This window comes from Cellulophaga algicola DSM 14237, assembly GCF_000186265.1.
Taxonomy (GTDB): domain Bacteria; phylum Bacteroidota; class Bacteroidia; order Flavobacteriales; family Flavobacteriaceae; genus Cellulophaga; species Cellulophaga algicola.
The window spans coordinates 2574366-2598316 of sequence record NC_014934.1 but is presented as its reverse complement, the minus strand read 5'-3'; the positions used below and the strand labels follow the sequence as shown (position 1 = coordinate 2598316).

Annotated in this window: 19 protein-coding genes; 9 read left to right on the top strand and 10 right to left on the bottom strand. The window is 36.0% G+C overall.

Going from position 1 to position 23951, the window contains the following annotated elements; all coding sequences use genetic code 11:
- The first annotated feature begins 202 nt into the window (after window positions 1-202).
- Genes CELAL_RS11310 through CELAL_RS11295 form a run of 4 tightly spaced genes read left to right on the top strand, consistent with a single transcriptional unit; the run spans window position 203 to window position 9383 of the window.
- Window positions 203-6958 carry a beta strand repeat-containing protein gene (locus tag CELAL_RS11310; protein WP_041557706.1) on the top strand — a complete coding sequence of 2252 codons (6756 nt, stop codon included), beginning with the start codon at window positions 203-205 and terminating at the stop codon, window positions 6956-6958.
- Window positions 6959-6968: 10 nt separating this feature from the next.
- Window positions 6969-8126 carry a gliding motility-associated C-terminal domain-containing protein gene (locus CELAL_RS11305; protein WP_013551043.1) on the top strand — a complete coding sequence of 386 codons (1158 nt, stop codon included), beginning with the start codon at window positions 6969-6971 and terminating at the stop codon, window positions 8124-8126.
- 58 nt (window positions 8127-8184) lie between these two features.
- The gene (locus CELAL_RS11300) at window positions 8185-8643 is read left to right on the top strand and encodes a GNAT family N-acetyltransferase (RefSeq protein WP_013551042.1); all 459 of its coding nucleotides are present in this window, start codon (window positions 8185-8187) and stop codon (window positions 8641-8643) included.
- Between the two features lie 2 nt (window positions 8644-8645).
- The gene (locus CELAL_RS11295; RefSeq protein WP_013551041.1) at window positions 8646-9383 is read left to right on the top strand and encodes a M15 family metallopeptidase; all 738 of its coding nucleotides are present in this window, start codon (window positions 8646-8648) and stop codon (window positions 9381-9383) included.
- Window positions 9384-9715: 332 nt separating this feature from the next.
- On the opposite strand, the gene tnpA is transcribed toward CELAL_RS11295, so the two are convergent.
- Window positions 9716-10153, bottom strand: a complete 438-nt coding sequence (tnpA, locus tag CELAL_RS11290) for an IS200/IS605 family transposase (RefSeq protein WP_013549065.1) — start codon at window positions 10151-10153, stop codon at window positions 9716-9718.
- Window positions 10154-10737: 584 nt separating this feature from the next.
- Here tnpA and CELAL_RS22375 point away from each other — a divergent pair.
- Window positions 10738-10905 carry a DUF6747 family protein gene (locus tag CELAL_RS22375; RefSeq protein ID WP_013551039.1) on the top strand — a complete coding sequence of 56 codons (168 nt, stop codon included), beginning with the start codon at window positions 10738-10740 and terminating at the stop codon, window positions 10903-10905.
- A 98-nt stretch (window positions 10906-11003) separates the two neighbouring features.
- Here the strand turns inward: CELAL_RS22375 and CELAL_RS11280 are convergent, their stop codons facing one another.
- A complete protein-coding gene (locus CELAL_RS11280) occupies window positions 11004-11399 on the bottom strand; it encodes an ankyrin repeat domain-containing protein (protein ID WP_013551038.1) in 396 nt (131 codons plus the stop codon).
- Between the two features lie 224 nt (window positions 11400-11623).
- Here CELAL_RS11280 and gpmI point away from each other — a divergent pair, with 224 nt between their 5' ends.
- From gpmI to CELAL_RS11265, 3 genes are read left to right on the top strand one after another with little or no spacing between them, the layout of a single operon-like run.
- The gene (gene gpmI, locus CELAL_RS11275; protein WP_013551037.1) at window positions 11624-13141 is read left to right on the top strand and encodes a 2,3-bisphosphoglycerate-independent phosphoglycerate mutase; all 1518 of its coding nucleotides are present in this window, start codon (window positions 11624-11626) and stop codon (window positions 13139-13141) included.
- Between the two features lie 30 nt (window positions 13142-13171).
- Window positions 13172-13984 (top strand): type I methionyl aminopeptidase, encoded by an 813-nt coding sequence (map, locus tag CELAL_RS11270; protein ID WP_013551036.1) that lies wholly within the window; start codon window positions 13172-13174, stop codon window positions 13982-13984.
- A 58-nt stretch (window positions 13985-14042) separates the two neighbouring features.
- Entirely contained in the window at window positions 14043-14813 is a 771-nt protein-coding gene (locus CELAL_RS11265; protein ID WP_013551035.1) for a class I SAM-dependent methyltransferase, read from the top strand.
- On the opposite strand, the gene CELAL_RS11260 is transcribed toward CELAL_RS11265, so the two are convergent.
- The 8 genes from CELAL_RS11260 to CELAL_RS11225 form a co-directional block, all read right to left on the bottom strand.
- On the bottom strand, window positions 14806-15831 hold the full coding sequence (locus CELAL_RS11260) for an FAD:protein FMN transferase (protein WP_013551034.1): 1026 nt from the start codon (window positions 15829-15831) through the stop codon (window positions 14806-14808). The genes CELAL_RS11265 and CELAL_RS11260 overlap by 8 nt on opposite strands.
- Entirely contained in the window at window positions 15809-16165 is a 357-nt protein-coding gene (locus CELAL_RS11255) for a hypothetical protein (RefSeq protein ID WP_013551033.1), read from the bottom strand. The genes CELAL_RS11260 and CELAL_RS11255 overlap by 23 nt, the downstream gene beginning before the upstream one ends.
- Window positions 16166-16248: 83 nt before the next feature.
- Window positions 16249-17556: an NADH:ubiquinone reductase (Na(+)-transporting) subunit F gene (nqrF, locus tag CELAL_RS11250; RefSeq protein WP_013551032.1), complete on the bottom strand. Its 1308-nt coding sequence runs from the start codon at window positions 17554-17556 to the stop codon at window positions 16249-16251.
- 2 nt (window positions 17557-17558) lie between these two features.
- The gene (gene nqrE, locus CELAL_RS11245; RefSeq protein WP_013551031.1) at window positions 17559-18290 is read right to left on the bottom strand and encodes an NADH:ubiquinone reductase (Na(+)-transporting) subunit E; all 732 of its coding nucleotides are present in this window, start codon (window positions 18288-18290) and stop codon (window positions 17559-17561) included.
- Window positions 18291-18315: 25 nt separating this feature from the next.
- The gene (locus tag CELAL_RS11240; protein WP_013551030.1) at window positions 18316-18963 is read right to left on the bottom strand and encodes an NADH:ubiquinone reductase (Na(+)-transporting) subunit D; all 648 of its coding nucleotides are present in this window, start codon (window positions 18961-18963) and stop codon (window positions 18316-18318) included.
- Between the two features lie 3 nt (window positions 18964-18966).
- Window positions 18967-19716 (bottom strand): Na(+)-translocating NADH-quinone reductase subunit C, encoded by a 750-nt coding sequence (locus CELAL_RS11235; protein WP_013551029.1) that lies wholly within the window; start codon window positions 19714-19716, stop codon window positions 18967-18969.
- Between the two features lie 2 nt (window positions 19717-19718).
- On the bottom strand, window positions 19719-20987 hold the full coding sequence (locus tag CELAL_RS11230; RefSeq protein ID WP_013551028.1) for an NADH:ubiquinone reductase (Na(+)-transporting) subunit B: 1269 nt from the start codon (window positions 20985-20987) through the stop codon (window positions 19719-19721).
- Window positions 20988-20989: 2 nt separating this feature from the next.
- On the bottom strand, window positions 20990-22339 hold the full coding sequence (locus tag CELAL_RS11225; RefSeq protein WP_013551027.1) for a Na(+)-translocating NADH-quinone reductase subunit A: 1350 nt from the start codon (window positions 22337-22339) through the stop codon (window positions 20990-20992).
- Between the two features lie 180 nt (window positions 22340-22519).
- Between CELAL_RS11225 and CELAL_RS11220 the strand changes: the two genes are divergently transcribed.
- The gene (locus tag CELAL_RS11220; protein ID WP_013551026.1) at window positions 22520-23761 is read left to right on the top strand and encodes a type IX secretion system plug protein; all 1242 of its coding nucleotides are present in this window, start codon (window positions 22520-22522) and stop codon (window positions 23759-23761) included.
- Window positions 23762-23951 lie beyond the last annotated feature (190 nt).

The window sequence follows — 23951 nt, the reverse complement described above, 5'->3', positions numbered from 1 at the left end:
ATTCTTACTGATTTTAAAGAACACTTAAGGCTTCGGAATGCACTCCAACAAAGAGAATACTATATTTATATAAGTTTATTCTTACAACATAAGTAATCTTTATTCTCACGCCTATACCGTGTATTTTCTAAGTTTCACAACAATTTGTTTGACTTAATGCGCTGTGGTTTCTAACTTTACGGAAACACACACCATTATTGTTATGAAAATCACATTCCCCCTAGCTGTATTGCTACTCACCATTGGCATGTCTTACGGCCAAGTAAAAGTAGGAGATAATATTAATAGTATAGACTCCAATTCTATCCTTGAATTAGAAAGCAATTCTAAAGTATTAGTAGTCACTCGTATCACAAACGCGCAGATGAATGCTATAACCCCTATCAACGGAGCGTTGGCTTACAACACCGATGAAGATTGCCTGTATCAATACAGAAATAACACATGGACTAGCTTATGTGTTGATGTAACTGGCGGTCAAACCATCACCACTATTACCGATAATAACAATGGTACATTCACCTATACCAATGAAGCTGGTATTGATGTGGTCGTAGAAAAGGCGAACTTAACAGATAATAGTGATGGCACCTACACCTTTAGTAATAGCACTACCACACTTTTAATAGATACTGCTGCAGACAGCAACAGTTACAACAATAGTATTTCAGGAATCACCGCAACCAATGTACAGGATGCTATAGATTTTATTAAAGCGGATACGGATACCGCTTTTACTGCATTACAAAATGATATTAACGCAAACACCACAAACTTTACTACCTTATTAGATGATAAAGAAGACACGGCTAACAAATCTACAGACGGCACCCTAGCCGATAATTCTGATGTAGACTTCCCAACGGAACAAGCCGTAAAGACCTATGTAGATGCGCAAGTAGGTAGTGTAAGTCAAGATGATGATATTACTGCTGCTACTTTAGATGCTGCAACAAATATCTTAACCATTGAAGAAGGTACAGCAACTTCAATAGATGTCAACCTATCAAGTTTAGAAGAATCAGCAGACATCACTGCAAATACAACACTCATAACTAACGAAGTTACTAGAGCAACGAATGCAGAAACAGCTAATGCAACAGCGATTAGCGATGAAGAAGCAAGAGCAATCTTGGCAGAAACAGCAAACGCAGATGACATTACAGATTTACAAACTGACAAAGAAAACACGGCTAACAAATCTACAGATATAACCTTATCTGATCCTACCAATGTTGAATTCCCAACAGAACTAGCAGTAAAAACATACGTAGACACTCAAGTAGCGGCAGTTAATACATTAGCAGATGGCGCTATTTACCTAGGCGATGGGACCAACACAGCACAAGAGGTAATTATAAGTGGTGATGCTACTATTGCCAATACAGGAATCCTTACTATTTCTGATGACGTAGTAAACGCAGCTAATTTAAATCCTGATGTTGCAGGAACTGGTCTTTCTCAAAATGCGACAACCGGAGCTCTTGAAGTAGATGCTTTAGAAGTAACTGATGTTATTGCAGGAAATAGAATTGCAACGATTACAGAAACAAATGGTACCTCTGTAGAAATCGATGAAAGCATAACGTCACTCTCTGTTCAGGCAGGAGCCGAATCTACCTTACGTTTTACCAATGAAGCTGGTGGTTTTAATGACATCCCTAATATTGTTCGTAGCGTTAATGGGGTAAGCCCTGCTTCTAACGGTAATGTAGCCGTAATTCTTTCAAGTACTTCTACAGGTATAGAATTAGACAGACCTGCAACCGCAGTAGATTCTGATATCTATATTGTATCGGGAGAAGTGGCACCAAATGCAGACCGGAATGGCGTCGCATTTATTTATGATGATGTAAATGGCTGGCAAGAGGTTACTACTGATTTATCTACCAGTGATGCCCGTTATGTAAATGCTAATGGAGATGCTATGGTAGGGCCCTTAGCAATGGGTAACTACAACATTACCAATCTAAGCGATCCAGCAAATGCGCAAGATGCAGCAACAAAAAATTATGTAGATACAGAACTATTAGCTATTGAACAAGATGATGATATCACTGCCGCTACTTTAGATGCTGCTACAAACATCTTAACTATTGAAGAAGGTACAGCAACGTCAATAGATGTCAACCTTTCAAGTTTAGAAGAATCAGCAGACATCACTGCAAACACGACACTCATAACTAACGAAGTTACTAGAGCAACGAATGCAGAAACTGCAAACGCAACAGCCATTAGCGATGAAGAAGCAAGAGCAATCTTAGCAGAAACGGCTAATGCAGATGATATTACAGATTTACAAAACGATAAAGAGGATACCGCCAACAAATCTACAGACATCACTTTAGCTGATGCTACCAACGTATTGTTCCCTACAGAATTGGCCGTAAAAACTTATGTAGACAATCAAGTAGGTAGCGTCAATCAAGATGATGATATTACTGCCGCTACTTTAGATGCCGCAACAAACATCTTAACTATTGAAGAAGGTACAGCAACGTCTATAGATGTCAACCTATCAAGTTTAGAAGAATCAGCAGACATTACCGCAAACACGACACTCATAACTAATGAAGTTACTAGAGCAACGAATGCAGAAACTGCAAACGCAACAGCCATTAGCGATGAAGAAGCGAGAGCAATCTTAGCAGAAACAGCTAATGCAGATGATATTACAGATTTACAAAACGATAAAGAGGACACGGCTAACAAATCTACTGACATCACTCTAGCTGATGCTACCAACGTATTGTTCCCAACAGAACTGGCTGTAAAGACGTATGTAGACAACCAAATAGGAAGCGTCAATCAAGATGATGACATCACCGCCGCTACTTTAGATGCTGGAACAAACATCTTAACTATTGAAGAAGGTACAGCAACGTCTATAGATGTCAACCTTTCAAGTTTAGAAGAATCAGCAGACATCACTGCAAACACGACACTCATAACTAACGAAGTTACCAGAGCAACGAATGCCGAAACTGCAAACGCAACAGCGATTAGCGATGAAGAAGCAAGAGCAATCTTAGCAGAAACAGCTAATGCAGATGATATTACAGATTTACAAAACGATAAAGAGGATACGGCTAATAAATCTACTGACATCACCTTAGCTGATGCTACTAACGTATTGTTCCCAACAGAACTAGCTGTAAAGACGTATGTAGACAATCAAATAGGAAGCGTAAATCAAGATGATGATATTACTGCCGCTACTTTAGATGCTGCAACAAACATCTTAACTATTGAAGAAGGTACAGCAACGTCTATAGATGTCAACCTTTCAAGTTTAGAAGAATCGGCAGACATTACCGCAAACACGACACTCATAACTAACGAAGTTACTAGAGCAACAAATGCAGAAACTGCAAATGCAACAGCGATTAGCGATGAAGAGACTAGAGCGACTGCTGCAGAAACTGCAAACGCAGACGACATTACAGATTTACAAAACGATAAAGAGAACACGGCCAACAAATCTACAGACATCACTTTAGCTGATGCGACCAACGTATTGTTCCCAACAGAACTAGCTGTAAAGACGTATGTTGATAATCAAATAGGAAGCGTCAATCAAGATGATGATATTACTGCGGCAACACTAAATACAACTTCAAACCTATTAACTATAAATGAAGGAACAACAAGTGTTGATGTAGATCTTTCAAGTTTAGAAGAATCAGCAGACATCACTGCAAACACGACACTCATAACTAACGAAGTTACTAGAGCAACGAATGCAGAAACAGCAAACGCAACAGCGATTAATGATGAAGAAGCAAGAGCAATCTTAGCAGAAACGGCTAATGCAGATGATATTACAGATTTACAAAACGATAAAGAGGACACAGCTAATAAATCTACAGACATAACTTTAGCTGATGCTACCAACGTATTGTTCCCAACAGAACTAGCTGTAAAGACGTATGTTGATAATCAAATAGGAAGCGTCAATCAAGATGATGATATAACCGCCGCTACTTTAGATGCTGCAACAAACATCTTAACTATTGAAGAAGGCACAGCAACTTCAATAGATGTCAACCTATCAAGTTTAGAAGAATCGGCAGACATTACCGCAAACACGACACTCATAACTAACGAAGTTACTAGAGCAACAAATGCAGAAACAGCTAATGCAACAGCCATTAGCGATGAAGAAGCAAGAGCAATCTTAGCAGAAACAGCTAATGCAGATGATATTACAGATTTACAAAACGACAAGGAAGACACGGCTAACAAATCTACTGACATCACCTTAGCTGATGCTACTAACGTATTGTTCCCAACAGAATTGGCCGTAAAAACTTATGTAGACAATCAAATAGGAAGCGTCAATCAAGATGATGATATCACCGCTGCCACTTTAGATGCTGCAACAAATATCTTAACTATTGAAGAAGGTACAGCAACTTCTATAGATGTCAACCTTTCAAGTTTAGAAGAATCGGCAGACATTACCGCAAACACAACACTCATAACTAACGAAGTTACTAGAGCAACGAATGCAGAAACTGCAAATGCAACAGCCATTAGCGATGAAGAAGCAAGAGCGATCTTAGCAGAAACGGCTAATGCAGATGATATTACAGATTTACAAAACGATAAAGAGGACACGGCTAACAAATCTACCGACATCACTTTAGCTGATGCTACTAACGTATTGTTCCCAACAGAACTGGCCGTAAAAACCTATGTAGACGATCAATTCAATTTAATTAGACAAGATGATGATATTACCTCTGCTGTACTGAATAGTTCCAGTCAATTAACCATCTTTGAAGGAACTTCTGCCGTTACTGTTAATTTAGCCGCTTTAGAAGAATCCGCAGCTATTACAGCAAATACTACTGCAATTACTAACGAAGAAACACGAGCTACTGCAGCAGAAACTACAAATGAAGATGCCATAACCGCAGAAGAAACAAGAGCTACCGCAGCGGAAACTGCAAATACAACTGCTATTACAGACTTACAAAATGACAAAGAAAATACAGTAAACAAATCAACCGATATTACCTTGGCTGATGCTACTAATGTATTATTCCCAACAGAACTTGCCGTAAAAACGTATGTAGACAATCAAATTACTACAGCAAATACGTTAAACAATGGCAACATTTTTATGGGCGATGGGTCAAACACAGCCCAAGCCGTACTTGTAAGTGGTGATGCTACCCTTAGTAACACAGGTATTTTAACGATTGAAGACGATGCAATTACCGCAGCAAAAATAAATGCAGATGTAGCAGGAACGGGATTATCCCAAAACGCAACTACTGGAGCTTTAGAAGTTGATGCTTTAACTGTGACCAATGTAATTGCAGGAAATAGAATTGCTACAATTACAGAGACCAATGGTACTAGTGTTGAAATTGATGAAACCGTAACTTCATTAAGTGTTGCTCCTGGAGACGATAGTATTCTACGTTTTACCAACGAAACTGGAGGATTTAATGATATCGCCAGTATAGTAAGAACCGTGAATGGCGTTGCACCTGCATCTAACGGAAATGTAGCCGTTATTTTATCAAGCACGAGTACAGGCTTAGAAGCAGACATCCCTGTTACAGCCGTAGATTCTGACATCTACATTGTTTCAGGTGAAGTAGCTCCTAATGCAGACCGGAATGGTGTCGCTTTTATTTTTGATGATATGACAGGCTGGCAAGAAGTTTCTACCGATTTATCTACCAACGATGCACGTTATGTAAATGCCAACGGCGATGCTATGGTAGGCCCCTTAGCGATGGGTAATTTTAATATCACCAATTTAAATGATCCTACAAATGCTCAAGATGCTGCAACCAAGAATTATGTAGATGGTTTATCTAGTGGTTCTATTACGTCTACAGATATAGATATAACTGGTGGTACAAATGCTACCTTTACCAATGTAAGCCTAGCTATTGCAGACAATGCGATTACTACAGCAAAAATTGCAAATGGGGAAGTAACCACAGATGATTTAGCAACAAATGCTGTTACTACGATTAAAATTAGTGATGCCAATGTTACCACAACAAAAATTGCCCCGGGGAGCAATAACCAATCCCTTATTACCGATAATACAGGTTCCGTTTCTTGGGTAGATACGGATGAATTAAACCATACAGGAACCGCAGGATCTATATTCTTCGCTGGAGCATCTGGCGCACCAACAGAAGACAATGGCCAACTTTTTTGGGATACCACCAACAATAGGTTAGGGATTGGAACAAGTTCTCCCACACATAAATTACAGGTAAGCGGACAAGTAAGAGCTACTTCATTTGCCAATGCTAACGGAACTGCTAATTCCCCATCATACCGCTTTAATGATGACGGTAATACAGGAATGTATAGAGTAGCTGCAGATCAGTTAGGCTTTTCTACCGGAGGAACAGAAGCTATTAAAATTGATGCTTCTCAAAATGTAGGTATCGGAATAGCAACTCCAGACGAAAGTTTACATATTGGGAATAACATGCGTTTAAATGGGTCTTTTGAAGATAAAGATGGCGATGCAGGAACTGCAGGTCAAGTATTAAGTACTACAACAACAGGAACAGATTGGATAGACCCTGCTCCTGCTGCAACAGTAAGTACCGATGCCAATAACAGTGTGTCTTTAGGGACAGATTCTGGCCTATTTTATGAAAGTCCTATTAAAGCTTTTGGTAAAATAGCAGCTAATGGTGCTATTTTAAAAGCAACCGCAGGGATTACCATAACAAAACTTACCGGAGTAGGACATTACCAAGTAAATCTTCCTGCCGGAACAACTTCAGACTCTAATTACATCATACAAATATCGCAACCAGGACGCGGAGGAGTCGGCAATGATGATCCAGGAATTGCCTACACCAATCAAACTACAACTACTTTTGAAGTTATTATGGGTGATAATGATAATGGTGGAACAGATAGAGCAAGATTTGATTCTGAGTTTATGTTTACCATTTTAGACCTCTAATAACAACACCATGAATAGTACACAAAACATAGTCGTTTTTTTAGGTGGATTGTTATTATGCATAACACCTAGTAGCGCTCAAGAACAAGCACAAAATTTTGGTGCCTTAAAAATACATGAAGGGGGTCGTTTAGGATTTCACGACAACCTAATTAACAACGGGTCTTTTGATGAAAATACGGGTCTGGTCGGTTTTTACAACACAGATGATCTTACAATTTCTGGAGCTTTTAGACCTATTTTTCAAGATGCCGAAATTATAGTTACGAATCACTTAAACCTAGAGGTAGGTGTCGGTATCACCAACAATAGCAATTTTATTATTGGTAACGTTGTGACGCCCAGAAATCAATTAGCCATTACCTTAGATTATATTAATGATGCTTTTTACACTGGGGAAACCAATAGGACTAAAGTAGATGGTTATGCAGCATTAACAAATAAGCAAAGTTTTCTATTTCCCACAGGAATTATAGACAAATTACGCCCCATAGAATTAAGATCTAGTAGCGTAAATGCGTTAGCAAAAGCTGCCTATTTCTATGAGGACCCAAATGTACCGTCTACCTTCCCTACAAATTTTAGTACCGACCAAAAAAGTGATATTTTATTACGTATTAGCACCTATGAATATTGGGACTTAGATGGAGATATACTTTCAACCGTTATACTAACCTGGGATGCAGATAGTAACATTGCCAATATCGTAGACCGCATTGAAGACTTGCGTGTTGTTGGCTGGGACAAAACGGAGGGTATTTGGGTAGATTTAGGGAATACTAACTTTTCAGGAGATTTTACCTCAGGGAGCATTACCTCTACTACATTTTTACCGAACGCTTATGAAATTATCACGTTTGGAGAAAGTTTAAGTACAGCAAGCATCACCTTAGACAACTATATTCTTACGCCTAATAATGATGGTATAAATGACTACTTGGTGATTGATGCCGTTGCTCTTTCACCAAATAACAAAATAGAAATTTATAACCGATGGGGGCGTATTGTATATACCGTAGAAAATTACAAAAACTTATTTGACGGTACTGCTAATAACAAATTTACAATCAGTAAAGACAAAGGACTCCCTGATGGTATTTACTTCTATGTTGTAAAATTATTTGATATTGAAGTGACCCACCAAGGATATCTTTACTTAAATAATTAATTCTAGCGTATTGAAATAAGAACATGTATCTTTAATTTAGCATTCCTAAAAGACAATAATGGACAAAAATACCGTTACTACTTTAGTATCTAAATTGATATCAGCAGAAGAAACCTATCCGGTACGCCATCCTGTTTTAAGAAAAGGGAGGCCTATTACGACGTGTAGGTTTGCTGGTGATGAGTTGCCAGATACCTTTCATGTAGGCGGATTTTTAAAAGATAAGCTGGTAGCTGTTGCATCATTTTACAATGCAAACCACGCAGATCACAATTTTATTAAGGCAGCTCAACTAAGAGGAATGGCGGTTTTAGACGAATACCACGGTCATGGTTTTGGCAAGCAGTTAGTCCTATCTGGAGAAGAATTAGTAAAGAAAAAAGAAAAAATTACCCTTTGGATGAATGCGAGGGTTTCGGCCGTTGGATTTTACACTAACTTAGGATATCATAAAGTTGGTCCGATATTTGAAATACCCTTAGTAGGGGAACATTACGTCATGTTTAAAAAAATATAGAAATGCAGAGAAGATCATTTATAAAAAAAACAACAGTATCAGGAATCGCTTTAGCATTAGTACCTTCCATAACGCTTGCTCAAGATAAAGATGTAGAATATTCTATTTTAGAATTGATGGGAAAAACCAGAATTGAGTTGTTTGGAAAAGGGATAAACTTAAGAAAAGAAGCACACGATGCATTTATAGAAATGAAAAGAGCTGCATATACTGGCGGTATCGATTTAAAAATTGTTTCTAGCTACCGTAGTTTTGATCGCCAGCAAGTAATTTTCGAAAATAAGTTTATAAAATATACGGATGCAGGGATGGCGCCGCTTGCCGCAATCTCAAAAATCATAGAATATTCAACAATTCCAGGAACAAGCAGACACCATTGGGGTACAGACATTGATGTAATTGATGGCTACCAAAAAGTAAGTGGAGATGTACTTGTCCCTTCAAAGTATGGTGAAGGTCAACCTTTTGCAGATTTCAAAAAGTGGATGGATGAAAACGCTGAGAAATTTGGTTTTTATTTAGTTTATACTGATGATAAAAAAAGAAGAGGTTTTAAATATGAGCCATGGCACTACAGCTATGCTCCTATTTCTATACCCATGTTAGAAACCTTACGCGGTAAAAACCTATTACAGATTTATAAAGATGAAGATTTTATTGGAAGCGAGCATTTTACTTCTGGATTCTTAAGAACCTACATCACTGATAATATTTTAGATATTAACCCTAAACTTCTTTAATTTTTTTCTTGTAACAAATACTCCTAAAACACTAACCATGAAAAGAGGTAATTGGAAAATTAGAATATGTATAGGCCTAGCTATTATCGCTTTTGCATTTATTAAAAAATACAGCATTACAGCAGAAAATCTGTATACAGATCGCGAGTAGCATAGTACCATAACAGTTGATTAAGAAATTACCATTGGTGCGCAGATGACCAAAGTATTAAAGCCTTTACATTACTAGGCGGACACTGTTTTATTACCTATACACTATTTTCACAATTAAATGAACCACTATGGACTTAAAGTCCATAGTTTCTGGCTGGTGACTTAAAGTCACCCAAAAGTCATCGTTCCAATATGAAATTTGTGTTTTCTCCATCATCTGGCTTTCTATGATGCTCCAAATACTCATTAACCATTTGATCAGTTATATTACCTGTACTCCAACAACCATAACCTATTCCCCAAAAGTGACGACCCCAATATTTTGACTTTAATGCAGGAAATTCTTGTTGAAGCTTTCGAGAACTTCTACCCTTTAACTTCTTCATCAAATAGCTTAGACTCATTGATGGTCGATATTCAATATGCATGTGAACGTGGTCTTTTGAAACAACTCCCTTCAATATCTGAACATCTTCAGAATCACATATTTGTAATAAGATTGTTCGACAACGAATCTGAATATCGCCTTCCAAAACAGAATAACGATATTTTGTACTCCAAACTAAGTGAGCAGTCAACCTCGAAACGCTATGTCCATTAGTCCTTTGTTCAGCCATAAATCAAAGGTAGGTCTTTTTAGAAGCTAAAGCGAAATGCACTAAAGTGCATAGTTTTAACTATTTTTGAGACCAATAAAGTACTGCTCACAGGCGTAATGGATCATGAAATTGACCACACAATTAGAAGATATTCTGCAGAACGTATAGCAGATTCACCTACTTAACAAACAACAACCGTTGGTGCAGGAGACTTGGAAAGGATCGTTAATAGTATGGATCAAAATATAGTACCCAAAACGAGCGCAATAACGAATTAGAAAGTGATGATCTTGGTGCTCTTTTTATGATTAAATCAGGATATAATCCCTATGGAATGATAAAAGTATTGGAAATTCTAAAAGCTGCGGATGGTTCTAATCGTTTACCTGAATTTTCAGAATACACATCTAGATCTTGTAAACAGAATTGAGAAGATAAAAGCCACTATTGAAAAACACCTAAAAGAAGAATAGTGCATTTCAACTAATATATTATTATAACATCGATTTTGTACAATAAATTATTAGCTTTGTACAACCCCGAATTTTTACACAGCACTTAATCCTTATAGCTTTGATTTATAAACATTTAAATGAAACTAGATGGGTACACTCACACATTTCAGAAATGTTTACTTAGAAGCTTTTGAAAATTGTAGACCTGCATTTATTGTAGTACTACTTAAAATCTATTCATTATTCTCTGTACTAATGATTTCTATGGCAATTTATGCATTTGCATTTAGAGCTATAAACGGATTTAGATTTTAACAAAGCAGCTCTTTTACTTGAACACTAGAAGAAGTAAACTTAAAAAAAGCCATCTAAAATTTAGATGGCTTTTTAATTTCTAGACATTTAGTCTAAAATTATTTTTTCTTCCAATGTGCTTCAATTACGGCTAATGCATCAACTGCACCAGATAGTTCAGCATGTCTTTTAATCCCTCTTCCTTTATCACATTTAGCTTTAATATCTGCTCCATTCTCAATAAGTAGTTCTAATATATCAGCACGATTATAACGAGCCGCAAAAATAGCGGGTGTCATCCCTAATGATTTTTCGTTTACATCTTCCCCTAAAGAGATCATGCTTTTTACGGTTTGAATATCTCCCTTTAAAATAGCATTACAAAAGGAACTTAATCCTGTGATTTTTTTAATGTTGATAGTTGTCTCGGGAGAAGAATTAAAACTAGTTTCTGCTTTTACACTTGTACTAATTAATGTAAGACCTAGAACTGCAATTACGAATGATTTTTTCATGATGTTGATTTTTTGATGTTGATGAATATATATTTTGATTATACTGTAGAGACGACGTTGAGGAGAAATTGTTTCACCTTAAAAGCCTAAATAACATTTTTTTAACATTTAGTCATTTTTAAACCTCCTCCTTTTAGACAATTTTAACATTGTAAAAAGAAGCTTTATTTTCTAGCATATACTGGCTTTTCATCTTATTTTTGAGGTAACAAATAATTAGTCCGATGAATAAAAAAGTAATATTGATGATTTTGGATGGTTGGGGTAAATCTCCTAACCCAAAAGTCTCAGCTGTAGATAATGCAAACACTCCTTTTATAGACCGAATTCAGAAAGAATATTCCAATGCGAATTTACTAACTGACGGTATGAATGTTGGTCTTCCTGAAGGACAAATGGGCAATAGTGAAGTTGGTCATATGAATTTAGGCGCAGGTAGAATTGTATACCAAGATTTAGCCAAAATAAATAAAGCAGTAAAAGAAGATACGCTAAAAGATGAAAAAGTATTAAAAGAAGCTTTTTTATACGCAAAAGAACATAACAAACCTGTTCACTTTGTGGGCTTATTAAGTGATGGTGGTGTTCATAGCCATACCTCCCATTTAAAAGGATTGATAAAAGCTAGTGAATCTTATAATCTTGATAAGGTTTTTATTCATGGTTTTACAGATGGTAGAGATGTAGACCCGAAAAGTGGAAAAGGGTATATTACCGATATTAACAATTTTTGTGCAGATAAAAAAGCAAAAATAGCAACTGTCATTGGTCGTTATTATGCAATGGATAGAGATAAGCGTTGGGAACGTATTAAACTAGCCTACGATCTTTTAGTAAATAATTTAGGAACTAAAACCAATGATATAGCGGCAGAATTACAAAAAAACTATGACGCTGATATTACGGATGAGTTTATTAAACCAATCGTAGCAACTAACCCAGACAACACCCCTATCGCAAAAATTGAAAATGGCGATGTTTTAATTTTCTTCAACTTTAGAACGGACCGTGGTCGTGAACTTACAGAAGTATTAAGTCAAGTAGATATGCATGAAGAAAACATGCATAAACTAGATTTATATTATGTAACAATGACGAATTACAATGATGCTTATAAAAACATCCATGTAGTTTATGATAAAGATAATATTGATAAAACTTTAGGACAGGTTTTATCTGAAGCTGGTAAAAAGCAAATTAGAATTGCCGAAACAGAAAAGTATCCTCATGTAACTTTTTTCTTTAATGGAGGTCGTGAAGCACCTTTTGATGGCGAAGAAAGATTACTTTGCCCCTCTCCTAAGGTAGCCACTTATGATCTTCAGCCAGAAATGAGTGCTTATGAGATTAGAGATGCTATTATTCCTGAATTGGAAAAGGGAGATGCTGATTTTATTTGTTTAAATTTTGCCAATCCTGATATGGTAGGTCATACTGGAGTTATGGCAGCAGCTATTAAGGCTTGCGAAGTTGTAGATAGTTGCGCAGAGGCAGTAGTTACTGCCGGTTTAAAAAATGGGTATTCTAGTATCGTTATTGCAGATCATGGAAATTGTGAAACAATGATTAATCCTGATGGCAGTCCAAATACAGCACACACCACTAATCCTGTACCATTAATTTTAGTAGATGAAGATCACCTTAAAATCAATGATGGTGTTTTAGGAGATATTGCTCCTACAATTTTAAAACTTATGGGCGTTGCACAACCTGCATTAATGACCCAGAAACCATTGGTATAAAATGTACCAAAAAACGTATATTTGCACTCTATGATTATAGTAAAAACTACAGAAGAAATAGAATTAATGCGCGAAAGCGCATTAATCGTTTCAAAGACTTTAGGAATGCTTGCTAGCGAAGTAAAACCAGGCGTTACTACCTTACAATTAGATGCTTTGGCAGAAGCTTTTATTCGTGACCACGGAGCTGTTCCTGGCTTTTTAGGCTTGTATGATTTCCCAAACTCACTTTGCATGAGTCCTAATGCTCAAATAGTACACGGAATTCCTAACAATACCCCACTAGTAGAAGGAGACATTATATCCATTGACTGTGGAGCTTTTAAAAATGATTTTCACGGAGACCATGCGTACACCTTTGAAGTAGGTGAAGTAGCTCCAGAAACCAAAAAATTATTAGACGTTACCAAAGCATCACTGTATGTTGGCATCCGAGAATTTAAATCTGGCAATCGTGTTGGCGATGTTGGCTATGCGATTCAAAAATTTACGGAAGATCACGGCTATGGTGTGGTACGTGAATTGGTAGGGCACGGCTTAGGTCGTAAAATGCATGAAGATCCTGAAATGCCCAATTACGGCAAAAGAGGACGAGGAAAGAAATTTATTGAAGGCATGGTGGTTGCTATAGAACCAATGACAAATCTAGGAACGCATAGAATAAAACAACTTAAAGATGGTTGGACTATTTTAACGGCTGATGGAAAACCAAGTGCCCATTTTGAGCATGATATTGCCTTAGTAAACGGAAAGCCTGAACTTTTATCTACCTTCAAATATATTTACGAGGCTTTAGGTATTGAAAGCAACGAAGAAGATGAGTTTAGACAATTAAAAATCTAAACGCATTAAAAAATAGCAGCGTCACCTACATTTTCACTAGCGAAAACCCCATAAATTAGTGTCAAAAATTTTCAAGTATATTTTAAATACCATACCTAGACCAATACTTATTAAATTAAGTTATTTGGCGCGACCTGTATTGGCTTTCTCCATGCAGGGTGACACGTATACAGATCCTATTGACGGCAAAAGTTTTAAACGATTTTTGCCTTATGGATACGAAAGCCCTAGAGAGAATGTATTATCTCCCTCTACCCTATCCTTAGAACGTCACAGACTTCTATGGCTGTATTTAAAAGAGGAAACGGATTTCTTTACTAAGAAGTCTAAGCTTTTACATTTTGCCCCTGAACAGGCATTTTTCAAACGTTTTAAAGCGCTAGAAAATTTAAATTATACAACAACAGATTTAGATTCACCACTTGCGGATATAAAAGCTGATATATGCGATCTTCCTTTTGCAGATAATAGTTTCGATATTATATTTTGCAATCACGTATTAGAGCACATTCCAGATGACACTAAAGCCATGCAAGAACTCTATCGTATTTTAAAACCTAATGGATGGGCTATTTTACAAATACCTCAAGACTTAAAGAGAGCAGTTACTTTTGAGGATGATACCATAACGGACCGTAAAGAGCGTGCAAAGATATTTGGACAATACGATCATGTTAGAATTTACGGAAGAGACTACTTTACTAAACTTAGGGAAATAGGATTCCACGTAGATGAAGTAGACTATACCGCTACATTAACTCCAACAGAAATTGACAAGTATCGTTTAGCTACTGGAGAAATACTGCCACTTGTTCGTAAGTTTATTTAACCATTACGTTATCAAAACCCTTAGTTCTAAATTGTTTAACAGCTCCATTACCATCGATGTAAACAATTAAAGCTTCTAAATCTTTCTTATCTAAAATTAGACTCGTAGATTTCTCTAAGTCCATAGCCATAAAAGCAGTAGCGTACGCATCTGCCTCTGCACAGGTACTCCCCAAGATGGTTACTCCCAAAACATTTGAATTTTTCGTATACCCCGTTATAGGGTCTACAGTGTGTACATATTTAACTCCAGAAATTGGATCCGCTCTAAAATGTCTGTAATTTCCCGAAGAAGCAAGCCCTTTGTTTCGTAAGTTTATTTTTGCAATTGGCGTTGACCTGTCATTGGCCTGTGGATCATCTATACCCACCACAAAATCTTTATTTTTTACCAAGTTTTTTCCTTTAGCAACCAACTCTCCTCCTACTTCTACCAAATAATTTGATATTCCTTTTGCTTTTAACAAAGCTCCTAAACGATCTACCGCGTAACCTTTTGCTATAGCATTAAAATCGAATACTATATTAGGATTCATTTTTGATATCGTAGCATCCTCATTCAACCTTACTTTACCAAAACCAACAAAATGCAACAAACTATCTACACGCGTACTGTCTAGTTCTATTTGCTTTCCAGGACCAAAACCCCAAGAGTTCACTAAAACCCCAACCGTGGGATCAAAATAACCTTCTGTACGTGCATTGATATCTTTCGATAAATTAAAAACCTCTTGGAACATAACGTCGACAACTACCGAACTATCACCTGCATTTATTTTAGAAATATCTGAATCGGGAATATAGGTAGACATGGAGTGATTAATAGCCGTAAAAACAGAATCTATTTCTGTTTCAAAATTTCTAGCTTGTGTATCATAAAATAGAATAGAATAAGTTGTTCCCAATGCAGACCCCGTTTGTCTATTTTCAACAAAAACCTCTTCGCAAGAATTAAATAGGCCTCCTAATACTATTATTACTATTAACTTAAATACTCTAAATTTTAATAAGTCCATCATAATCAACTATGTAATCTTCATTTAAATAAACAGGTAAACTATATTCTTTTGCATTGACTAGACCAACACCTGCATAATACGTTAGCGCCTCAAACTTTTCTGCATGATCTTTCATTTTTAATAATTTAGCATGATCTAAATCTTTTGGATCATTGGGGTAACTTATACATTTGACCACCACAAAATGAAGTACTTTTTCCTTGATACACACAAACTGGGGATTCTTTTTAAGCGTACTGTTTACTGACAAAAATTCGAAACCATCTGCCTCTAAATGTTTACCTACAATATTCATAGCTAAGTTATGTAATTCTTGTTCAGAAAGTGCTGTCATACGAAAGTTATAAAATAGAAAAACCGATATAAATATATCGGTTTTTCTTATACGTAAAATGTTATTTTTATTTTTATGCGCTATTATCCTCCGAAATCATCGAATCTAATATGCTCATCTGGGATACCAAAGTCTTCACCCATTTTCTGAACAGCTTTGTTCATCAATGGAGGACCACAGAAGTACAACTCTATATCCTCGGGAGACTCATGTAAGCTTAAGTAATTATCAATAACACAGTTATGAATAAAACCAACGAAACCATCGCCTGGAGCATCAATATTCTCTTTAACCTTCCAGTTATCTTCTGGTGCTGGCTCAGAAAGTGCTAAATAGAATTTGAAGTTAGGAAAGTCTTTCTCTAATTTATAGAAATGATCTAGATAGAATAATTCTCTCTTAGAACGACCACCATACCAATACGAAACTTTTCTACCCGTCTTTAAGGTTCTGAAAAGATGGTATAAATGAGACCTCATTGGAGCCATACCTGCACCACCACCAACATAAAGCATTTCAGAATCTGACTCGTTGATGAAGAATTCACCATAAGGGCCTGAAATTACAACGTCATCACCTGGTTTTAAATTAAAGATATAAGAAGAAGCTACACCTGGATTTACATCCATCCAACCATTTTTAGCTCTATCCCATGGTGGGGTAGCAATACGTACGTTCAACATAATCTCTCTTCCTTCTGCAGGGTAAGAAGCCATTGAATAAGCTCTTTCTACTGTTTCAGGATTTTTCATCACTAAAGGCCATAAGTTAAACTTATCCCATTCTGCTTGAAACTTATCTGGAGTTTCATGCTCTTCTGGGTGAGCCGTAATATCAATATCAGCATATTTTACTTCACATTCAGGGATTTCAATTTGAATATACCCTCCTGCTTTGTAATTCATATCTTCTGGAATCTCCACAACAAATTCCTTAATAAAAGATGCTACGTTATAATTACGAACCACTTTACCTGGCCATTTTTTTATTCCGAAAACTTCTTCAGGAATTGTAATTTCCATGTCTTGTTTCACTTTTACCTGACAAGATAAACGTGCTCCATGTAGCAATTCTTTTCTCGAAAAATGAGGGGTTTCTGTTGGCAAAGCTTCTCCTCCACCAGATAATACATGACACTCACATTGAATGCATGTACCACCACCACCACATGCAGATGGTAAGAATATTTTTTGATTCCCTAAAGTAGATAACAAAGACCCACCAGAGTTAACCTCAATCTTCTTTTCTCCATTAATTGTTATGGTAACAGGACCTGAAGGTGATAATTTTTCTTTCGTAAATAAAAGTAATGCAACTAATACTAATAAAAGAATCATAAAGGCAATCACCGTAATTGCAATTGTTCCACCTGTACTTGTAGCTAAAATCATTCTTATTTATTTAAAACTTCGTTATAAGAAACTTCTTTTTCTGAAATTTCCTTATTTATTTTCTTTTCCTCTTTAACGGCTGTTTCCGTAGTTACTTCAGGAGCAGCATCATCACCACCCGTTAGCATACCACCAAAACTCATAAAACCAATTGCCATTAAACCCGTGATAATAAAAGTAATTCCTAAACCTCTCAAAGGTGCTGGAACATTTGAATATCTAATTTTCTCTCTAATAGCAGCAATTGCTAAAATTGCTAAGAACCATCCAATTCCAGAAGACAACCCATAATTAAAGGCTAGTCCTAAAGTTTGAATATCTCTAGATTGCATAAATAAAGAACCCCCTAAAATTGCACAGTTTACTGCAATTAGTGGTAAAAATATACCTAGCGAGTTATATAATGATGGAGAGAATTTCTCCACGACAATTTCTACTAATTGTACCATCGTTGCAATGGTTGCAATGAATAAGATGAAGGATAAAAAGCTTAAGTTATAATCTGCATATTCTGGACCTAACCAAGCTAAAGCACCGTCTCTTAATATATACTGATCCAATAACCAGTTTAACGGAACAGTAACAGCTAATACAAAAATTACAGCAGCACCTAATCCTACCGCAGTGGCAACCTTTTTTGACACCGCTAGATAAGAACACATCCCCAAGAATGTGGCAAATACCATATTATCAATAAATATGGATTTAAAGAATAACTCTACATGTTCTAACATAATACTAATTTCTTGGAATGACTACTTAATTTTCTTCTACTAAAGCTGGGTTTCTTGAACGTTGCACCCAAATAATGATACCCACAACGATTAACGCCATTGGTGAAAGCAACATAAAACCATTGTTTTCATATCCGAAAGCATATAAACCCGTTTTAGTTATTGGATCCCCTAAAACTTTAAAGCCTAATAAAGTTCCTGACCCTAACAACTCTCTAAAGAAACCTATTATAATCAAAATTAAACCATAGCCTAAAGAGTTACCTATACCATCTAAAAATGATCTCCATGGCCCGTTTGCTAAAGCAAAAGCTTCAAAACGCCCCATGATAATACAGTTTGTAATAATAAGCCCCACGAATACCGAAAGCGTCTTACTCAATTCATAAGCAAATGCTTTTAACACTTGATCCACTATAATTACCAAAGCTGCTACAACCACTAGTTGTACAATAATTCTAATTTTAGAAGGGATAATGTTACGCATCAATGAAATAACTACGTTACCCATTCCTAATACAAACATTACTGAAACCGCCATTACAATAGACGCCTTTAATTCTGCTGTAATTGCCAATGCAGAACAGATACCAAGTACCTGAATTGTAATTGGGTTATTATCTGCTAGAGGATCTAAAATCAGTCCACTATCTTTTTTTGAAAGTAATCCCATAATTTAATTAACTCTAATCGTTTTTAAATAATCTTCATAAAGCTTCATTGTCTCTGCAATCATAGCGGAAACACCGTTACCTGTAATTGTTGCACCTGCAAGAGCATCTACCTTATTGTCATCTTTTCTTGCATTGATAGGATCATTATTTCCTTTTGCCACATTTACACCAGAATATCTAGTCCCTGACATAATGCTTTCTCCAGTAAAATCATCCATAAAATAACGTTGTTTAATGTTTGCACCTAATCCAGGAGTTTCTCCTTTGTGATCAAAATACACTCCTTGCACAACCATTTTATCATCTAAAGCAATAAACCCCCAGATAGCATCCCAAAGTCCTTTACCATACATAGGAATAATGTAAAACTTTTTGCCATCTTTCTCACCTACGAATAATGGAAGTTTTGCTTTCTCTCCTTTTTTAGCTAAAGCAATTTGTTTTTTCACATCAATTAAATACGCATTTTTGTCATCTGACACTTTACCGTCTTCAATAACTAATTGCTCTTTAATATACTTCGTAAATTCTGCTTCTACTTTGTCTGCAGGAATAAAATTAACGCTTCCCTCATCAACATTTTCATTTACGCCCATAGCGTAAAGAATATTCTGCTGCTTCTCAAATCGTTCGTTTTCCTTAATCTTATCACTTAAGCCAGAAGCTGTAAGGGCTAAAACGGAACCTACTACTACTACCATTATAGCCGCAAAAACTACGGTATATAGGTTTTTATCTGTGTCAACTGCCATAATTAAACTGTTTCGGCTTTTAATTTTTCTGATTTATTACCGCTGTCGCTTGTTAAAACTGTAGCGTTCTTTAATCTTTTCAAACGTTTATTAATGTTACCACGAATCACATAATGATCTATAGTAGGTGCAAATACATTCATTAATAATATAGCTAAGAAAACTCCTTCTGGATATGCTGGGTTAAATACACGAATCATTACTGAAATAAATCCAATAAAAAAACCATAGAACCATTTACCTTTATTTGTTTGTGAACCTGTTACAGGATCCGTAGCCATATAGACAATACCAAATGCTAGTCCCCCAACAATTAAATGCTGCCAGAATGTAAAGCTCATCAATCCGTAAAACTTACTTGTATCTGTTATCCAGCCGGCACTTACTACACCATTAAACATTAAGCCCATTACCAAAGCACCAAGAACGGCACTTAACATAATTCTCCAGCTCGCTATTTTACTGAAAATCAAAAATAATCCTCCTAGAAGAATTAAAAAAGTTGAAGTTTCTCCAACAGATCCTGGAATAAACCCAAAGAACATATCTGAAATTGAATAGGTCATTTCTGCACCTTTATTCTGTGCTAAAAACCCTAAAATTGTTTCTCCTGAAATAGCATCTGGAGTACCCGCTAACTTTACGGCATCGTATACCCAAACCTTATCACCACTCATCCATGTAGGATATGCAAAAAATAAGAATGCTCTAATTGTTAAAGCTGGATTCAAGATATTCATCCCTGTACCACCAAATACTTCTTTACCGATAACTACACCAAAAACCACAGCGATAGATAACATCCAAAGCGGCGTATCAATAGGTACAATAAGGGGCACTAACATCCCTGTTACCAAATAACCTTCTTCTACCTCGTGTCCTTTTATAACTGCAAAGATAAATTCTACTAAAAGTCCTACTCCGTAAGAAACAATAACTAGCGGCAATACTTTAATAATTCCGATCCAGAAATTTTCCCAAGTCAAAAAGTTACCCATTACAGAAACTTCACGAATCACACCGTTTGCAGCATCAATTGCAGCAAAATGCTGATACCCTGCATTAAACATCGAGAATAACAAAACTGGAATAAGCGCCATTATTACCGTATTCATGGTACGCTTTAAATCATCTGCTCCTCTTATATGACTACCAGAATGTGTAGTTTCATTTGGAGCATAAAGAAAAGTATGCAAAGCATTAAAGGCTGGTGCCATTTTTTTGCCTTTATACTGCTCTTTTAAATTGTGTAATTTATTTTTTAGGCTCATAGTTATCCTATTTCTTTTTGTAATAAATCTAATCCTTCACGAATAATTTGCTGATGAGGCTGCTTAGAAATACAGATAAATTCTGTTAATGAAAAATCTTCTGGAGCAACTTCATACATCCCTAATTGTTCCATTTCATCTAAATCTTTTACCATACAAGCTTTTAACAACTGCATTGGAAAAATATCTAAAGGAAAAACTTCTTCATATTGACCCGTAACTACGAATGCTCTATGCTCGCCATTCGTATTTGTAGTAAGGTCATATTTTTTCTTAGGACTTAACCAAGAAAACGTTAACGCTCTTGTGGTAGAAATCTTATTAAAAACTGGTTTATTCCAACCAAACAATTCATAATCATCTCCCTCAGGAATAGCCGTTACCGTATTATTATAAAAGCCTAAATACCCATCTTGACTTGATTTCACACCCGTCAAAACATCACCATTTATCACTCTAAACTTTTCTCCATTCACACCACTCGCATAAAGGAATGTTGCAATTTCAGATCCAATTTTAGTGGTATAATATTGAGGTTTCTTAACGGAAGAACCTGCTAAAGCAAGGATACGTTCAGGATTGAATTTGCCTGTAAGTAATAATTCTCCAATGATCACTAAATCTTGAGGAGTAACAACCCAAACTACTTCTCCCTTATTAATAGGATCAAGTTTATTGATTTGCGTACCTACAAGTCCAGCTGGATGCGGACCAGAAACCTGATGCATTTCTGCATCTTTCAGTCCTGCTAACGGGGAACTTGAGTCTCCATAAGAAACATGTACTTTGCCAGGCGTCAATTTTGAAATTGCAGAAACAGCCGCTTGCAATTCATTTTCTTTACCTTTCAACGTATAGTTCAAATCTGCCGCTAACGGCGCAGTAACATACCCTGACACAAAAATTGCTTTTGGCGTGTTTTCCGGATTTGCTATTACATCATATGGGCGTTGCTTAATAAACGGCCAGCTACCAGACTTAAGCAATAATGCTTTAATATCTGAAGCTGATGCCCCACTTAGATTTGGAACTTGATGTTCTATGGATTCTTGAGTTTTATCAGCCGAAATCTTAAGTGAAAGAATTTTTCTTCTCTCTCCTCTTTTAATTTCAACTAATTCACCACTCACAGGAGAAACAAAAAGCATTGATTCATGATTTTTGTTGTAGAAGAGCGCTTCACCTGCTTTTACTTTCGCGCCTTCTTTTACAATCATTTTCGGGGAAATCCCATGAAAATCCTGTAAGTTTATAACATAAACATTACTATTTGGAGCCTTAACTGTTGTTGTATCAGCCTTACCTACCAAATTAATATTTAAGCCCTTTTTAATTCTGATGTCTTTAGACATATTAATGTAGACCTTAGGTTAACAAAATTTGATGCAAATTTAAAATTTTAAGAGTACATTTCGCTACTAAAATAAGCAAGAATATATTATTTATATTTATTCTAAATAATAGTCAAGCTAAAACGCTCATTAGTTTTTTAGGCACAACTTTTGTGTATCTTTGCCAAACAACCGCTTATAATGAAAAAATACCTTTTTTTACCCCTATTACTCGTTAGTTTTTTAAACACTACCGCTCAAGTTCAAGAAGAAATAAACCCTCCCAATAACATTAAAACTATCGTTTTTAAAGGCGAAACAGAAGATCAATTCCCTATTGTACAACTAGGAGACCCTATCTATTTAGTTTTTGACGATATCACTGCAGGGGAATATGACTATTATTACAAGTTAACACATTGTAATTATGATTGGACTCCGTCTGATTTACTGAAATCACAATACCTAAACGGAATTGACGACCAAAGAATCACAGACTACAGCAACAGTTATAACACATTGCAACCCTACTCCAATTACAAACTCACCATACCTAACGATAATGTTAAGCTAAAAATAAGTGGCAATTACATGCTAGAAGTCTATGATAGCAACTACGAGTTGGTATTTTCAAGACGTTTTGTAGTATATCAGAATTTAGTTACCGCCGGTATCACCCCTAAAAGAACACGAGATTTTGAATTTATTAATGAAAAGCAAATAACCCAAATCAACATTAATTATAGCAACTTCAACGTTGTCAACCCCAAAAAGGAGGTGAAAATAGCTATAATCCAAAATTACTATTGGCCTACCGCAATTTACAGTGTTAAACCACAATTTACCTTAGGCAGCGAATTGGTTTACAAATACGATAGCGAAACTAGCTTTTACGCAGGCAATGAATTCTTAAATTTTGACACCAAGGATTTGAGATCTGCAACCGCAGCAATTTCCCATATAGAACTAACAGACATTTACAACCACTATTTATTCACTGACATATATAGGAATAACAGACCCTACACCTATTTTCCTGATATTGATGGCGACTTTGTAGTTCGTACTTTACAAGGAGACGATTCTTCCCGAGAAGCAGAATACACCGACGTACACTTTAGCCTTCCTTATAAAGAAGAACTTGGTTTAGATGATGTTTATGTATTTGGAAAGTTTAATAATTATGCGATAACTGAAGAAAATAAGATGACTTATAATTCTGAAAATGGACTTCTTGAAGCTAACATATTAATAAAACAAGGGTTTTACAACTATAAATACGTTACCAAACACGGAGAAGAAATTGAATTAAATAAAATATCTGGAAATTTTCACAACACTGAAAATCACTATTTAGTATTAGTTTATTACCGAAATTTTGGAGATTTATACGACAGCATAATCGGCATAGGTTCTGCAAATTCTATTAACGTTAGTAACTAACACTCCCTATTACACCCTTAAAAAGCTTATTACAACGAACTTCGTAAGCAACACAAGTAAGTGAGCAAAAACTTTAATATATTGCTCAATATTAAGAGCTAATATGTAATTTTGAGTGAATTTTGTCGTTTTACTTATACGAACAATTCGTTAAAATTGAATTTACATGTTAGTTATTTCTTATTTTAAG